Origin of the sequence: Arenibacter arenosicollis (genome assembly GCF_014397245.1) — a bacterium.
Taxonomy (GTDB): domain Bacteria; phylum Bacteroidota; class Bacteroidia; order Flavobacteriales; family Flavobacteriaceae; genus Arenibacter; species Arenibacter arenosicollis.
Genome location: NZ_JACLHY010000009.1, coordinates 105589 through 121213 on the forward strand (window position 1 = coordinate 105589; position 15625 = coordinate 121213).

Annotated in this window: 14 protein-coding genes; 8 read left to right on the forward strand and 6 right to left on the reverse strand. The window is 37.8% G+C overall.

The window, feature by feature from the left end; translation table 11 throughout:
- Positions 1 to 4: 4 nt before the first annotated feature.
- Both H4O18_RS10900 and H4O18_RS10905 read right to left on the reverse strand, forming a co-directional pair.
- The gene (locus tag H4O18_RS10900; protein ID WP_187584423.1) at positions 5 to 961 is read right to left on the reverse strand and encodes a glycosyltransferase family 2 protein; all 957 of its coding nucleotides are present in this window, start codon (positions 959 to 961) and stop codon (positions 5 to 7) included.
- Between the two features lie 35 nt (positions 962 to 996).
- Positions 997 to 1521, reverse strand: coding sequence for a DUF4199 domain-containing protein (locus tag H4O18_RS10905; RefSeq protein WP_187584425.1), 525 nt, complete (start codon positions 1519 to 1521; stop codon positions 997 to 999).
- A gap of 168 nt (positions 1522 to 1689) precedes the next feature.
- Between H4O18_RS10905 and H4O18_RS10910 the strand changes: the two genes are divergently transcribed.
- The 3 genes from H4O18_RS10910 (at position 1690) to mtaB (ending at position 4642) form a co-directional block, all read left to right on the forward strand.
- Positions 1690 to 1941 carry a type B 50S ribosomal protein L31 gene (locus tag H4O18_RS10910; RefSeq protein ID WP_187584427.1) on the forward strand — a complete coding sequence of 84 codons (252 nt, stop codon included), beginning with the start codon at positions 1690 to 1692 and terminating at the stop codon, positions 1939 to 1941.
- A gap of 67 nt (positions 1942 to 2008) precedes the next feature.
- Complete coding sequence (locus H4O18_RS10915; RefSeq protein ID WP_187584429.1) at positions 2009 to 3184, forward strand: GlmU family protein; 1176 nt, start codon at positions 2009 to 2011, stop codon at positions 3182 to 3184.
- A 129-nt stretch (positions 3185 to 3313) separates the two neighbouring features.
- A complete protein-coding gene (gene mtaB, locus H4O18_RS10920) occupies positions 3314 to 4642 on the forward strand; it encodes a tRNA (N(6)-L-threonylcarbamoyladenosine(37)-C(2))-methylthiotransferase MtaB (RefSeq protein WP_187584566.1) in 1329 nt (442 codons plus the stop codon).
- Positions 4643 to 4741: 99 nt separating this feature from the next.
- Here mtaB and H4O18_RS10925 read toward each other — a convergent pair whose 3' ends face one another.
- Positions 4742 to 5035 carry a GNAT family N-acetyltransferase gene (locus H4O18_RS10925; protein WP_031443900.1) on the reverse strand — a complete coding sequence of 98 codons (294 nt, stop codon included), beginning with the start codon at positions 5033 to 5035 and terminating at the stop codon, positions 4742 to 4744.
- A 164-nt stretch (positions 5036 to 5199) separates the two neighbouring features.
- On the opposite strand from H4O18_RS10925, the gene H4O18_RS10930 reads away from it, so the two are divergent.
- The 3 genes from H4O18_RS10930 to cls all read left to right on the forward strand — a co-directional run bounded on the left by H4O18_RS10930 (position 5200) and on the right by cls (position 8407).
- On the forward strand, positions 5200 to 5862 hold the full coding sequence (locus tag H4O18_RS10930) for an alpha/beta fold hydrolase (protein WP_187584568.1): 663 nt from the start codon (positions 5200 to 5202) through the stop codon (positions 5860 to 5862).
- Positions 5863 to 5987: 125 nt separating this feature from the next.
- Positions 5988 to 6944 carry a lytic transglycosylase domain-containing protein gene (locus tag H4O18_RS10935; RefSeq protein ID WP_187584431.1) on the forward strand — a complete coding sequence of 319 codons (957 nt, stop codon included), beginning with the start codon at positions 5988 to 5990 and terminating at the stop codon, positions 6942 to 6944.
- Complete coding sequence (gene cls / locus H4O18_RS10940) at positions 6944 to 8407, forward strand: cardiolipin synthase (protein ID WP_187584433.1); 1464 nt, start codon at positions 6944 to 6946, stop codon at positions 8405 to 8407. The genes H4O18_RS10935 and cls overlap by 1 nt, the downstream gene beginning before the upstream one ends.
- 114 nt (positions 8408 to 8521) lie before the next feature.
- Here cls and H4O18_RS10945 read toward each other — a convergent pair whose 3' ends face one another.
- Positions 8522 to 9037, reverse strand: coding sequence for a DUF2892 domain-containing protein (locus H4O18_RS10945; protein WP_187584435.1), 516 nt, complete (start codon positions 9035 to 9037; stop codon positions 8522 to 8524).
- A gap of 4 nt (positions 9038 to 9041) precedes the next feature.
- Entirely contained in the window at positions 9042 to 9923 is an 882-nt protein-coding gene (locus H4O18_RS10950; protein ID WP_187584437.1) for a DUF6263 family protein, read from the reverse strand.
- Between the two features lie 205 nt (positions 9924 to 10128).
- Between H4O18_RS10950 and rpmH the strand changes: the two genes are divergently transcribed.
- Positions 10129 to 10290 (forward strand): 50S ribosomal protein L34, encoded by a 162-nt coding sequence (rpmH, locus tag H4O18_RS10955; RefSeq protein WP_026809253.1) that lies wholly within the window; start codon positions 10129 to 10131, stop codon positions 10288 to 10290.
- Between the two features lie 102 nt (positions 10291 to 10392).
- Positions 10393 to 13245, forward strand: a complete 2853-nt coding sequence (carB, locus tag H4O18_RS10960; RefSeq protein ID WP_187584439.1) for a carbamoyl-phosphate synthase large subunit — start codon at positions 10393 to 10395, stop codon at positions 13243 to 13245.
- Between the two features lie 198 nt (positions 13246 to 13443).
- Here the strand turns inward: carB and H4O18_RS10965 are convergent, their stop codons facing one another.
- Complete coding sequence (locus H4O18_RS10965; RefSeq protein ID WP_187584441.1) at positions 13444 to 15294, reverse strand: Xaa-Pro dipeptidyl-peptidase; 1851 nt, start codon at positions 15292 to 15294, stop codon at positions 13444 to 13446.
- Positions 15295 to 15625: the final 331 nt, after the last annotated feature.

Genomic DNA, 15625 nt, shown 5'->3' on the forward strand with positions numbered 1-15625 from the left:
TTGTTTATTTTTCGGTAAGATTTATCTCTTCTGTGATATTGTAGCGGGTTTCATTATTTCTGGACCGTACCATAATTTCTCCTAAAAAGCCGGCAAGGAAAAGTTGTGTTCCTATTACCATGGCTATCAGTGATATATAAAATTGAGGTCGTTCGGTTATTAGCCTTCCGAAGGGGTTGATAAAAACTTTATCGATACCCAAATAAAGTGCAAATCCAAATCCAATGGTAAACATCAATACTCCCAAAGCACCAAAAAGATGCATGGGACGTTTGCCAAACTTGGAAACGAACCAGATGGTAATTAAATCCAAAAAACCATTAATGAAGCGGTCCATACCAAATTTGGTTTTTCCATATTTCCTGGCTTGATGTTGAACTATCTTTTCGTCAATTTTGTGAAATCCGGCACTTTTGGCCAATACTGGAATATAGCGGTGCATTTCCCCGGAAACTTCAATGGTCTTTATAACCTCTTTTTTATAGGCTTTTAGGCCACAATTAAAATCGTGCAGCCGTACCCCTGAAGTTTTACGGGCGGCCCAATTAAATAGTTTGGAGGGGAGATTTTTGGAAATGATGGAGTCATATCTTTTTTTCTTCCAACCGGAGATAAGATCAAAGCCTTCATTAGCGATCATTTGGTATAATTCCGGGATTTCCTCTGGATTGTCCTGAAGGTCTGCATCCATAGTTATGACCACATCGCCTTGAGCGGCCTTAAAACCGGCATGTAAGGCTTGGGATTTCCCAAAATTCTTTAAGAAGCGTATTCCTTTTACATTAGGATTGGTCTTGCCCAAATTAGTGATAATGTCCCAAGAAGAATCTGTACTTCCATCATCGATAAAAAGTATTTCATATAAAAAATGATTGGATTGCATTACGCGTACAATCCAATCATGCAGTTCTGTTAACGATTCTTCTTCGTTGAGTAAAGGAATTATTATAGATATATTCATTCGGTACTAATGGAAAATCTTTTCAAAAGTACAAATTACTGAATAGTTTCTTGCTTTTTTAAAATTAATGCGGGAATAAGTGATAATAAAAGACTTGCCACTACGCTATAAATTAGTCCGAATACTATTTGCATTGAGGGCGTTGTGAATTTTTTACCCATTTCCATTTGAGCATCAATTTGTTCAGGAGTCATTTTAGTAGTTTCCATAAGCATCCCTTTTTGATACTCCATGGCCTTGTTCATCATTTCTGGATCAATAACTCCGGCCAAGATCTGATTGAAGATAATGCCAATGATACCGGCAACTAGGCCAATACCGATACCAATTTTCAAGCCTTCACCAAAGGACATAAAACCGCTGTTGTCTTTTTTGAACTGCATCATACCTATAACGATTACGGCAATGGTTATAAGAAGGCTTACACCCATGACCAATGGGCCACCTTGGTAATGCATATCCAACGAGTATAACATCAATATAAATACAACACTAATGGCACCGAGGATAAGTCCATAAGTTAAAGCGTATTTACCTGTTTTTGGTTTGGTTTCTTCCATGTTGATTAAAGTTTTAATGATTTTTTCAGATTAGTTGTGAAGTTGTTAAATTTGTTACATTTAAAGTTAGATAATTTTTATTTTTCTTTTTTAAGATTTTAAGTTGTTGTTTTCAGAAAAATATTTAAATTTGCACCTCGAAATTAAGCAGGAACAAACGTTTTTACAATGAAAAAAGATATACATCCAGAGAATTATAGATTGGTAGCCTTTAAGGACATGTCCAATGAAGAGGTTTTCCTTACTAAATCCACAGCTGATACCAAAGAAACTTTAGATGTTGATGGAGTTGAATACCCATTAGTAAAATTGGAGATTTCAAGAACTTCACATCCATTCTATACCGGTAAGGCCAAATTTTTGGATACTGCAGGTCGTATCGATAAATTTAAGAGCAAGTACGAGAAGTTTAAAAAATAATATTTTCTTTACAAAAGAGTTATTAAGTCACGCAACTGCGTGACTTTTTTTGTTTTAATTTAGTTGTATGAATTATATTCTTTTTGATGGTACGGTAAGAAAGGCCTTATTGCCTTTTACCTTTACCAGGCCGGTTGCAGATATTAGGATCGGGATTTTGACCATTAGGGAAAAATGGGAAAAATACCTTGGTAATACTATCACCACTATAACGGAGGATTATCTTTCTGAAAGATTTCCAATGGTGGAGATGGAGGAGAACGTTCTTATTAATGCTTCCTTTTTGCCCAATGCCGAATTGGTAGATCTGGTAGCAAATTTAAGATCCAAGGAAGCTGTATTTTATGGAGAGGAGGTTATCGCCTTTTATTCCGAAGAGACTCAAGAGGAGGTAGATTTTTCCACCTATACCCATATAGAATTTAAAGGACCCATATTGCGGATTCAAAATACTTGGGATATTTTCTCTAAAAATGGTGAAGCCCTACAGGCAGATTTTGACCTCTTGACCGAAGGCAGGAAAAGCGCCTCCATTTCCCAGACCAATAGTTTGGTAAACCCCGAAAATATATTTTTGGAGGAAGGGGCAAGCGTGGAGTACAGTATTCTAAACGCTTCCGAAGGACCTATATATCTTGGTAAGAATTCCGAGGTATGGGAAGGTAACCTAATTAGGGGAGGTTTTGCACTTTGCGAAAAAGCCGTCGTAAAAATGGGTGCCAGAATTTATGGCCCAACTACTGTTGGCCCCTATAGCAAGGTCTGTGGAGAAATCTCTAATTCGGTTCTTATAGGATACTCCAGTAAAGGCCATGAAGGTTACCTTGGCAATTCGGTACTTGGAGAATGGTGCAACATTGGCGCTGACTCCAATAATTCAAATTTAAAGAACAATTATGCCAAAGTTCGCCTGTGGAATTACGATACAGAGAAATTTGAACAGACTGGATTACAATTCTGCGGCCTAATGATGGGAGACCACAGCAAGACGGCCATAAACACCATGTTTAATACTGGAACGGTAATAGGTGTAAACTGCAATATTTATGTGCCCGGCTTCCCTAGGAATTTTGTCCCCAGTTTTAGTTGGGGTGGTGCCACGGGATTCACTACCTATCAGCCCAACAAGGCTTTTGAGGCCGCTAAAGTAATGATGGCGCGTAGGGGAGTGGAATTCAATGAAATGGACGCTAAGATCCTTAACCACGTTTTTGAGGAAACCAAGCGCTGGCGTAAAGAATAACCATATCCCATTAAATTTTCCAAACCATTTGTATTGACTAAATGGCTGCCTAATTATTTGGTATATTTGCAGTCATTATAGATTAGGTGTAATAGAAACTGAATTTTATTCAGAGAAAGAAAGATAATGATGAAAAAAAAGGTCGCTTTCTATACTTTGGGCTGCAAGCTCAATTTTTCGGAAACTTCAACTATAGCGCGGGATTTGGTAGAAGAAGGTTTTGAACGTGTAGATTTTTCTGAAAATGCGGATATGTATGTCATCAACACTTGTTCCGTTACTGAAAATGCCGACAAGCGATTTAAGTCGATCGTTAAGCAAGCACAAAAAAGCAATCCAAACGCTTTTGTAGCCGCAATTGGCTGCTATGCACAACTTAAACCCGAAGAACTGGCAGCGGTAGACGGCGTTGATCTTGTTTTGGGAGCAACCGAGAAATTCAAAATCGCAGATTATGTCAATGACCTTTCCAAGAACGATTTTGGACAAGTGCATTCCTGTGAAATTGAAGAGGCCGACTTTTATGTAGGTAGTTATGCGATTGGGGATCGCACCAGGGCGTTTTTAAAAGTACAGGATGGTTGCGATTACAAATGTACCTATTGCACTATTCCTTTGGCCAGGGGAATTTCCAGGAGCGATACCCTGCTGAACGTCTTAACGAATGCCGCGGAAATCTCCGCAAAGGGCATCAAAGAAATTGTACTTACAGGAGTTAATATTGGCGATTATGGAAAAGGGGAATTTGGCAACAAAAAACATGAACATACTTTTTTAGATCTGGTAAAAGCATTGGATAAGGTAGAGGGAATTCACCGTTTACGGATTTCATCCATAGAACCAAATTTATTAAAAAATGAAACCATAGATTTTGTGGCGCAGAGCAATTCTTTTGTACCCCATTTTCATATTCCACTTCAGAGCGGTAGTGATGCCATTCTAAAATTAATGAGCAGAAGATATTTGACCCAATTATACGTTGATAGGGTAAAAAGAATTAAAGAGGTTATGCCACACGCCTGTATAGGTGTGGATGTAATAGTTGGATTTCCAGGAGAAACGGAGGAACATTTTTTGCAGACCTATAACTTTTTAAATGAGTTGGATATTTCCTATCTGCACGTATTTACCTATTCCGAAAGGGATAATACCAAGGCAGTGGAACTAAATGGTGTAGTGCCCAAAAAAGTCAGAAATAAGAGAAGTAAGATGTTACGGGGGCTTTCAGTGAAAAAAAGAAGGGCTTTTTATGAGGGACAACTGGGTTCCAGAAGAACGGTATTGTACGAAGCTGAAAACAAGGAAGGTTACATACACGGTTTTACTGAAAATTATGTAAAAATAAAGGCACCTTGGAATCCTGGCTTGGTAAATACATTGCAAGAGGTGAATCTTACAGAAATTGATGATGACGGATTGGTAAGATGTACTGAAGTGGAAAGTATGGCATCGGTCTAGCCAAACCTTTCATACATGTTTATTATTTTTGATAAGACTTAAAATCCACAAGAATAAAAATAAAAAACCTCTCGATTGTGAGAGGTTTTTTAATGACGGTTATATTCTTATCCCAACGGGAAGCATTTCCTTATATTGTCGATTTTTTCTCAAGAAACCTGCTATTTGAGGGCTAGTAGGTACGACTCTTAAATTTTGTTCTTGGATATGGCTCAAAACACTTTTAATAAAATCTTCTTTAAAACCTTCCTTTGTTATTTCCTCAGGTATAACAAGTTTGGTTAAAAAAACTTTACGCTCTTGGGAAGAATACTCAATTTTGGCCAAGTGGCCGTCAACCCTGGCTTCAAATTGTCTCAAGAAGCCATTGTCCTTAATTTCTACTTCATTCATATAGTTTGATTTTAAATAATGACTAATTTTGGATCATAACGTTCTCAAATTATAATCTAGGCTTGTAAATTAAGCAAATACTAAGTGGGGACAAAAAAGCCAAGAAAACAAAGTTAGCTAAAAAAAAGCAAATATCCTATTTAAATAGCATGCTCAAAAACCAAATGGTCCAAAATAAAAAACACGTATATTTCATGCCCGGCATGGCAGCCAATCCTTCCATTTTTGATAAAATAGAATTGCCGTCCGGGACCTTTGAAAAGCATTGTTTGGATTGGGTAATTCCCGACAAGAATATATCCTTGGAAGATTACGCGTTAAAAATGTGCAGTTATATAAAACATGAAAATGCTATTCTAATAGGAGTGTCCTTTGGTGGAATTCTAGTTCAGGAAATGGCAAAACATATTAAAGTAGAGAAAGTCATCATTATTTCGAGTGTTAAAAGTAAATCGGAACTACCCAAGAGAATGATTTTTGCCAAGTACACCAAAGTGCATAAACTGTTGCCTACCGGACTAGTAAATAATATGGAATTATTGGCAAAATATGCCTTTGGAGAAACCGTACCCAAGCGCTTGGCGCTTTATGAACAGTATTTATCTATCCGCGATAAATATTACCTGGACTGGTCTATAGATACTATCGTGAATTGGAAACAAACCCAGTACCAGGAGAATATTGTACATATTCACGGTGAGAAGGATCCCGTCTTCCCCATTGGTCACATCAAAGATTGTATCACGGTTAAAAATGGGACTCATACGATGATAATTCACCGATCAAAATGGTTTAATGAACACTTACCAACAATTATTTTGCAATAAGGCAGTTCTATTTAATATCTTTGAGGTAGAACTGGGTACGGGGTATGGATTACCAAAGTGGCAGAATGGCCTTACCCAATGTAGTACGACTTAAAAAAATAGTAATAAATTATAAAATTTAAAAAATGAAAATTATAAAGAATATTTTAATGATTTTGGGAGTTTTTTTCGTGGGAAGTACCTTAATATTTGCTGTACAAAACCAGTATAAGGAAACCGCCATGGTGATAGAAAATCCCAAACCTGAGAATAATGACGGAGGGGATGTGGGCTACCGCATTACAGCAATTGAGATACCTGAGGATTTAAATTTCGCCGGTGAAGCGGTACCTTTTGAGGATCCAGAGATTATGGAACGTGTTGATCGCGAGTTTTTGGTGAATACCTATTGGCAATCCAATGCCCTATTGTTAATGAAGAGAGCCAATAAGTTCTTCCCCATTATAGAACCTATATTGGTTAAGAATGGCATTCCGGACGATTTTAAATATTTGGCCTTGGCAGAAAGTGGACTTCAAAATGTAGTTTCTCCTGCGGGCGCAACAGGTTTTTGGCAGATAATGAGCGCTACCGGTAAAGAATACGGTTTGGAAATTAACGGCAACGTGGATGAAAGATATCACATTGAAAAATCGACAGAGGTAGCTTGTAGGTATTTAAAAAGATCAAAAGATAAATTTGGTAGTTGGACCTTGGCCGCTGCAGCATACAACGCCGGAGCAGGGGGAATTCAAAAGTATATGGGTATTCAGAAAGCGGATGGCTACTACGATCTTCTTTTAGGGGAAGAAACAGGTCGTTATGTATTTCGAATTTTGGCAATTAAAGAAATACTATCAAATCCTGAGAAATACGGATTCCATCTTGAAAAAGAGGATATGTATACCGCTGTTCCAACTTTTAATGTTGAAATTAATGAACCGGTGAGCAATTTTGCCGATTTCGCTAATCAATATGAAATAAACTACAAGATTTTAAAGAGGCACAATCCATGGTTGAGGGAGCCACATCTAAATAACTCTTCTAAAAAGAAATATACTATAGAAATTCCAAATAAAGGCTACTACAAGATTTCCAAATAATGGCAACTTATGTAAGGGATAATATTTGGTCCATTCTCATTGGAATCAATTACATTCTGGTGATTATTTTATCGGTGTTCATTGTTTTAAAAAACAGAAACCCTGTTAAAACTTTATCCTACGTATTTGCACTTATCGTCTTCCCATTTTTAGGCCTCTTGGGTTATTATTTTTTTGGCCAGGACTACAGAAAGGATAAGATATTCGACAAAAAATACATAAATGATAATAGTCGACTCAAGCGCTGGCAGAAAAAATTTAGTCTTAATAGTGCGGAGAGAGAAGATTTGGAGGAAGTTTTCGGGGAAGGGATCGCCAAGATTTACCGTTTATTAAGGAATAATGATAAGGCAGTTCTTACTTTTGATAATGAGGTAGATATCCTAATTAATGGGGAGGCAAAGTTTAAATTATTACGAGAGGATCTGAATAATGCTAAGCATCATATCCACTTGGAATATTTTGTGCTTTTTGATAATGGACTTGGGACCCAAATTATAGATATACTTTGCAAGAAGGCCGAAGAAGGGGTGATTGTAAGATTGATTTATGATGATGTAGGCAGTAATATCTCTACTAAAAATAAGAAAAAATTAACCAAGAGCGGTGTTCAACATTTTGCGTTCATGCCTGTTCTATTTTCCAATTCTACCAGCAAATTAAATTATAGGGATCATAGGAAGATTGTTGTAATCGATGGTGATATAGGTTATGTTGGAGGAATTAATCTGGATCAAAAATATGACAACAGCTTCCAAAATGATCGATATTGGAGGGATACACATCTCCGTATAACGGGAGGGGCCGTTGGAGCCTTGCAATCCTCATTCATACTAAGTTGGAATTTTGCCGCAAAAGAAGAGTTGGATATTGAGGAAATATTATTACCGAAACATAAAGCTGAGCCCAAGAAGCCTGTTGCCATACAGATCGCTGCCAGTGGTCCCGATAGTGATTGGGCAAATATTATGGAGGCGATGTTTTGTGCCATTAATACAGCCAAGAAAAGTATACTGATCACTACTCCCTATTTTATGCCCAATGCTGCTATTTTAACAGCATTGACCACAGCTGCCAGGAGTGGGGTGGAAGTTAAAGTGATTATACCTTATGAATCGGATTCCTGGGCAGCACAATATGCCTCTGACTCCTATATAGAAGAATGTCTAAATTCTGGAATAATTATTTTTAGATATTGCAAGGGTTTTATTCATGCCAAAACCTTCGTTATAGATGAGATGTTTTCCAGTATAGGTACTGCTAATTTGGATTATCGTAGTTTTTCACTAAACTTCGAGATAAATGCATTAATCTATAACAAGACGGTAAACGAACAAATGCGAAAACAATTTGAACTGGATATTGCCGATTGTGAGGAAGTTACATTAGACCGGTGGATAAACCGCGGAATTGGTCGTAAACTAAAGGAATCCTTTAGTAGGTTATGGGCTCCCTTATTATAAATTATATATATTCCCTATTCCTAAGTTCTGAACGTCTAGGCTCTTGTAACAGGAAAAATCAAAGGTAATACTACTGTTTTAAAAAAGCTCTATGGAAAAATCATGGACAAGGCCTTAGATTTTTTTCATCTGCTGTTGCATCATCTTTATCTGTTCTGCCAGCATATTTTGTTTGTCCAACTTTTTGGCCTCGTTCAATAGCATGGTCGCTTCTCTTTTTCTACGTTTCTGCATTGCAATACCGGCAAGGCTTAATTTGGCCATCGCCACATCATAATCCATATTAAGGCCAAATTTCAATGCTTTTTTAAAGTATTTTTCGGCTTGGGTAAGATTTGTCTGTGAAAAAATAATACCGTTTAAGTAATTGTAATACCCATTTTGCTTTTGGGTAAGGGCAGCATCCGGATTTTTTATTTTATCGAGCCATTTTTTGGTACCCTCCAAATCTTGCTTACGCATTCTTAAGAACGCCAATAAAATAATTTCATTCCTAAAATATAGAAATATAAAAATAGAGGAGAGGAGAATCAAGGAAATCCCATTTCCGATATTACCTTCTATAAATTGATATACTGCATAAGCTATAATCAGAGCAGCTATGACTATTTTTAAATTTTTATTGAACATATTACTATTTAATTAATTGGTATGTAATTTTAGATTTTATAGTGGTTGGAATCTTTTCTCCGCCCATTTGTGTCATTGTGGACATCCCACTCGTTAGGCTTTCTACTACCATATTTATAATAAAACCGGAATTAGTGTCGGCGGTGACCGTCGTGGTCTGTGTCCCGCTTAGTTTCATACTGGTATTGGCATCCGTTATATCCATTAATACCTTGGCCTTTCCACTAATCTTCGTCTTGTTGTCTACAATACTCTTAAGAGTCCAGGTATTGGTGGTCTTCAATTTACCATCATACGCGTTCTCCCATTTGTCATTTATATTGACTTTTTTATCAGGATAAATAAATGTCATCTGCTTGTAACTATTGGATAAAGCTTCCGATCCAAACTCATTTTCCAAGGATTTTTTCATCATATTGATAGCGAATTCATCTTCCAACCCCGAGGCCCTCGCCATTTTCGCTACCAGACTATCACCGCCCTGTACTTTCAATATATTACCATTCTTTGCCAAAACTATTTTCACTGGATTGTTCAAAATAGTATTGAATATTTTGGACTGCATGTCTTCTTCCTTGACCACTTTCGCCTTCACATTCATTAACTCGCCTTGAATACTGGAGGTCATTTTAAGGTTTAAATCCTTGAAAGTCAAAGTTACCTCATAACCATTATTGACCTCACCAAGCACTTTAAATTCCAAAATTCCATCAATATGATTCGTAATTTCATGGGCCGCGCCATCCAATTCCTGTGTGATTATTTGTTCGGCATCCTGTTTGATCTTAAAAACGTCTCCCTTTTTTAAGTGATATTGTAATGTGGTTTGTCCAAAAACACCCGTATTACAAAGGATGCAAACCATTAAAAATAAAAAGCGCTTCATGTTAAACTATCATTCTGGTTAAGCCGATGCAAAAGTAATAAAATCCTGTGGGCCTTAGGGTGGGCAATCCTAAAAAAATATTTTTTTAATTTGATTTGCCAATGAAAAAACTCTTTGTATATTTGCAGCCGGATTTTGCTGTCTATGAAGCAAAATTTAAACATTGTCAAAAGAAATTTAAGCATACTATAAAAAATACGCTACGATGAGCAAAAGAACATTTCAACCATCAAAAAGGAAGAGAAAAAACAAACATGGTTTTAGAGAACGTATGGCTACTGCCAATGGTAGAAAAGTTCTAGCTAGAAGAAGAGCTAAAGGAAGAAAGAAACTATCTGTATCCTCGGAGCTGAAGCACAAAAAATAATGATAGAATTGTTTTTTTAAAATAACAAGGTGTTACTTTTTCCGAAGTAGCACCTTTTTTTTGTCCAATTCCCTTTTTTCATATTTATAAATAACTATTAAAATGCCCAAAAGAAAAGATTTAAATTCTATTTTAATTATTGGTTCCGGCCCTATCGTTATTGGTCAAGCTTGTGAGTTCGATTATTCAGGCACACAGGCATTAAGATCATTAAGAGAAGACGGCATAGAAACCATACTTATCAACAGTAATCCAGCTACGATCATGACCGACCCAACCATGGCGGATCATGTTTATTTAAAACCTTTGACTACAAAATCTATAAGGGAGATTTTGGAAAAACATCCCAATATAGATGCGGTTTTACCTACTATGGGTGGTCAAACTGCATTAAATCTTTGTATAGAAGCGGATACTAAAGGAATTTGGGAAGATTACGGAGTAAAGATAATAGGTGTAGATATTGATGCCATAAATATAACTGAAGACAGGGAGAAATTCCGTGAGCTGATGCTTAAAATTGGCATAGGCATGGCACCCCAAGCAACTGCCACCTCCTTTCTTAAAGGGAAGGAAATTGCCCAGGAGTTTGGATTTCCATTGGTAATACGAGCTTCCTATACCCTTGGTGGTGCAGGAGCATCAATAGTCTATAAACCAGAGGATTTTGATGAACTTCTAAGTCTTGGACTTGAAATTTCCCCAATTCACGAGGTTATGATAGACAAGGCCTTAATGGGCTGGAAAGAATACGAATTGGAATTGTTAAGGGATAAGAATGACAATGTGGTCATTATTTGTACCATTGAAAATATGGACCCCATGGGAATCCATACAGGAGACTCCATCACTGTAGCACCTGCAATGACCCTATCTGATAAAACCTTTCAGAAAATGCGTGATATGGCAATTCATATGATGCGCAGTATCGGGGATTTTGCCGGTGGATGTAACGTTCAGTTTGCGGTAAGTCCAGATGAGAAAGAAGACATTATTGCTATTGAAATAAATCCTAGGGTTTCCAGATCTTCAGCTTTGGCATCCAAAGCCACTGGTTATCCTATCGCTAAGATAGCCGCTAAACTTGCTATTGGGTATAACCTAAATGAGCTGAGTAATCAAATTACAAAATCCACTTCAGCTTTATTTGAACCTACGTTGGATTATGTTATCGTAAAAATACCACGTTGGAATTTTGATAAATTTGAAGGTTCGGACAGAACTTTGGGACTTCAAATGAAATCGGTAGGAGAGGTAATGGGCATTGGACGTTCTTTTCAAGAAGCCCTGCACAAAGCTACCCAGTCTTTGGAAATAAAGAGAAACGGTCTTGGAGCAGATGGCAAAGGGTACACTAATTATGATGAAATCATTAGCAAACTTACCATCCCAAGCTGGGACCGAGTTTTTGTAATCTATGATGCCATACAATTGGGGATACCTTTGAGCAGAATCCATGAGATCACCAAAATAGATATGTGGTTCTTAAAGCAATACGAAGAGCTTTATCAACTGGAAAAAGAAATTTCCAACTATAACATAGAAACACTTTCCAAAGATCTTTTGTTGGAAGCCAAGCAAAAAGGCTTTGCCGATAGGCAAATAGCCCATATGCTGGATTGCTACGAGAGTGAAGTATACAACAAACGTGTAGCCCTAAATATTAATAGAATTTACAAGTTGGTTGATACCTGTGCGGCCGAGTTTAAGGCAATGACCCCTTATTATTACTCTACTTTTGAAGCGGAAATAGAAACTCCGGACGGAAAAAGATATGTGGAGAACGATAGTATTGTAACCGATAAGAAAAAGATTGTAGTCTTAGGTTCTGGGCCCAACCGAATTGGACAGGGTATAGAATTTGACTATTGCTGTGTACACGGTGTGTTGGCCGCTTCCGAATGCGGTTATGAGACCATCATGATCAATTGTAATCCCGAAACGGTATCCACGGATTTTGATATCTCTGACAAACTTTATTTTGAGCCGGTCTTTTGGGAACACATCTATGATATTATAAGGCATGAAAAGCCAGAGGGCGTTATTGTTCAACTTGGAGGTCAAACGGCACTTAAGTTGGCAGAAAAGCTTGATAAATACGGAATAAAAATAATCGGCACCAGTTTCAAGGCATTGGATTTGGCTGAGGACCGAGGAAGTTTCTCAAACTTATTATTGGAAAATAACATTCCTTTCCCACAGTTTGGTGTAGCCGAAACGGCTGATGAAGCATTGGCACTTTCAGATGAGCTGGACTTTCCTTTGTTGGTTAGACCTTCCTATGTACTGGGAGGACAGGGAATGAAGATTGTAATCAATAAAGAGGAGTTGGAAGCACATGTTGTAGACCTTTTAAGAAAAATACCCAACAATAAATTGTTGTTAGATCATTATCTGGATGGCGCCATAGAAGCGGAAGCTGATGCCATTTGTGACGGGGAAGATGTATACATCATCGGAATTATGGAGCATATAGAACCATGTGGAATCCACTCCGGTGATTCAAACGCTACCTTGCCGCCTTTTAATTTGGGTGAATTTGTAATGCAGCAGATAAAGGACCACACCAAGAAAATTGCCTTGGCACTTAACACGGTAGGGTTGATCAATATTCAATTTGCAATCAAAGATGATATCGTTTATATCATAGAGGCTAACCCTAGAGCATCCAGAACAGTACCTTTTATCGCGAAAGCCTACAAGGAGCCGTATGTAAATTATGCGACCAAGGTGATGCTGGGCGAGAAAAAAGTAAAAGATTTTAACTTTAATCCTCAGTTGGAAGGTTTTGCCATAAAACAACCTGTATTTTCCTTTAATAAATTCCCGAACGTAAATAAGAATTTAGGACCGGAAATGAAGAGTACCGGGGAGAGCATTTTGTTTATAGACAGTCTTAAGGACGACGAATTTTACAATTTGTACTCTAGACGTAAGATGTACTTGAGCAAGTAAACTTGGAATTTACGAATCTCAAGGAAATTATATTTCCTCTTTAATATAAAAACTCCTTTTTCCAATACTGACGGAAAAAGGAGTTTTTTTTTGGGTGATTATGATTATTGTCGCCGAGATGATATTATTATGATGTTAAATTCAAAAATTTCAAAATGAAGCCAAGTCTGCTTTAGGCTATATTTCCATTTTAGATAGCTATTCTGCAAATATATTTAGAGCTACTTCTCCACCCACAACAGGTAAGCTTATAGAAGTTTTATCCAAATCCACCGATAATTCGGTACCCGGATCAGGCCAGAGCGTGAATTCCTTGTCACTAGAGAAGACCATAAGACCAATTTGCTGGCCTTTGGGTATAATCTGGTCGTCTGGCATTAGTTCAAAGCTTAGATCGTAGAATTGCCCAGCTGCCAATGGTTCACTCTGGGTAAGGGATCTATGGTTTTGGGGGTCTGCCCAACCCCGGGTAATAATATTATCCGTTATTTTAGCATCGTGCCGGTCGTTCCAAGGCAAGGAAACCAACCATACCGATAAATTGGCGGCAGCTTTATTACTAGAAACAGAAATACTTATTTTCGGAGATCCGGAAATATGGATATCCTTTGATAAAACAGGTGTAACATATAGCAAACGATGGTTTGTGTTTTCAGCTTGGGCCAAAGTAGCTCCAGAAAACGAAAAATTATCCTCCAAGGTTTCCACACCTTGCCCTACCGTTTTTTCTGTACTTAATTCGCCTTTCTCGGGGGCACCTTTTTTCAAATATAAAGTTACGGGAGCTGCTTCAGGATTAGGATAATCCGTATATGGCGTTGGGCTTTTTTTATCATCTTTTTCACGAACGATCCACGCTTTGGCATCTTCTTCAACTCCATTTTCAACACCGTGCAAATACCGCGTAAACCATCTGTTCATCATGGTCAAAGGTGGTTCTCCTCCATGACCGTTCTGGTGATAATAGATTTGAGCGGGCAGGCCTTTGGCTTTGGCCGCTTTATAAATTCGATAACTATGTTCCGACATTACGTTCCAATCATTGAATCCGTGCGCCATTAATAAGGCAGCCTTCATGGGGCCTATATCATTTAAATAGTCCCGTCCTGCCCAAAAATCATTGTAATCACCTGTTATCCTATCCATACCATTTTTCATTTCGGTATCCCTAACAACCCTATTGCTATATGACCGTTTGGATTCATCACCACTATGGATATAATCATAGAGTACATCTATATCCTCACCCAAATACCCTCCCGGGGAACGAACAAGGCCATTGGATCTATAATAATGATAATAAGAAGTGTTAGGAGCAATAGGAATAATGGCTTCCAAACCTTTAACCCCAGTTGTGGCGGCCGCCAGGGGTATAGTTCCGTTATACGAAGTGCCGGTCATACCTACTTTACCAGTAGACCAGTAAGCCCTTACCTTTTCATTCCCATAAGGTTCCGTGTATCCTTTTGCCCTGCCACATAACCAATCTATAACCGCTTTAGGCGCCAAGGATTCATTGTCTCCACCAACAGTAGGAGAACCTTGGGACAGCCCTGTTCCTGGGGAAGAGGAATGTACCACGATATACCCGCGGGGTACCCATGTTTGGATATGGGAATTGGAAATAATAGGCCTTTCTCCAGTCCGTACTACCTCGGGGTGTAAACGCTCCCCAGCACTGGCCCCGAGTTCGTGCCTTACATTCCAGAAACTATCTTGCAAATTAGGGGCAACGCCGGAAAAATAAGGACTGCTTATATAAATTATAGGTAATTTAAGCCCTTCGGTTTCAGTTTGGTTAGGCCTGGTTACCGAAACATGCATTCTGTCCTTTTTGCCATCCCCGTCGGTATCAAATTCAGTTTCAACCCAGAGGTCATGTGTTATCCATTTTGTTTCGTCACTAAAACCGGGAATTACCTGAGCCTCACCATTCTCAAAAATAGGAACGGATTTTTTTTCCAATAAAGCTTCACTTTTCTGAGCGGTGACGAGGGAAAGAAATCCAAATAAAAATGTAAATAAAAATGTGATTTTGTTTCTTATCATAATCGATTATAAATTAATATATAGAATTGGGTTTATATTAAAAGCGAGTATTTGCCGTTGTTTCCCAACCAATTTAATCTTCACCCTAACTAAGTTCCTACTTCCAAGAACTAAATAGGAAAGTTTAATCCCAATAAGGAATAATAGGTTGGTATGTTGGGTACTTTGGACCAAAGTATTTGATAATTTTATTGGAAAGGAGTTCTGAACCCACATGTAAACTGGCAATAAACAGAAATTTTATTGGGCGAATATAACTATAAAAGGCTGGACAAGGATTGCAATAAGTTAGCCAATATGTATGATTTTATTACTTCCTATTGATTGTATA

Excerpts from the sequence above, each read along its gene's own strand:
- H4O18_RS10935 (WP_187584431.1), top strand. The coding sequence starts at position 5,988 with ATGAAAATTATAAAGAATATTTTAATGATTTTGGGAGTTTTTTTCGTG.
- mtaB (WP_187584566.1), top strand. The coding sequence starts at position 3,314 with ATGAAAAAAAAGGTCGCTTTCTATACTTTGGGCTGCAAGCTCAATTTT.
- carB (WP_187584439.1), top strand. The coding sequence starts at position 10,393 with ATGCCCAAAAGAAAAGATTTAAATTCTATTTTAATTATTGGTTCCGGC.
- rpmH (WP_026809253.1), top strand. The coding sequence starts at position 10,129 with ATGAGCAAAAGAACATTTCAACCATCAAAAAGGAAGAGAAAAAACAAA.
- H4O18_RS10905 (WP_187584425.1), bottom strand. The coding sequence starts at position 1,521 with ATGGAAGAAACCAAACCAAAAACAGGTAAATACGCTTTAACTTATGGA.
- H4O18_RS10915 (WP_187584429.1), top strand. The coding sequence starts at position 2,009 with ATGAATTATATTCTTTTTGATGGTACGGTAAGAAAGGCCTTATTGCCT.
- H4O18_RS10910 (WP_187584427.1), top strand. The coding sequence starts at position 1,690 with ATGAAAAAAGATATACATCCAGAGAATTATAGATTGGTAGCCTTTAAG.
- H4O18_RS10965 (WP_187584441.1), bottom strand. The coding sequence starts at position 15,294 with ATGATAAGAAACAAAATCACATTTTTATTTACATTTTTATTTGGATTT.
- H4O18_RS10930 (WP_187584568.1), top strand. The coding sequence starts at position 5,200 with ATGGTCCAAAATAAAAAACACGTATATTTCATGCCCGGCATGGCAGCC.
- cls (WP_187584433.1), top strand. The coding sequence starts at position 6,944 with ATGGCAACTTATGTAAGGGATAATATTTGGTCCATTCTCATTGGAATC.
- H4O18_RS10925 (WP_031443900.1), bottom strand. The coding sequence starts at position 5,035 with ATGAATGAAGTAGAAATTAAGGACAATGGCTTCTTGAGACAATTTGAA.
- H4O18_RS10900 (WP_187584423.1), bottom strand. The coding sequence starts at position 961 with ATGAATATATCTATAATAATTCCTTTACTCAACGAAGAAGAATCGTTA.
- H4O18_RS10950 (WP_187584437.1), bottom strand. The coding sequence starts at position 9,923 with ATGAAGCGCTTTTTATTTTTAATGGTTTGCATCCTTTGTAATACGGGT.
- H4O18_RS10945 (WP_187584435.1), bottom strand. The coding sequence starts at position 9,037 with ATGTTCAATAAAAATTTAAAAATAGTCATAGCTGCTCTGATTATAGCT.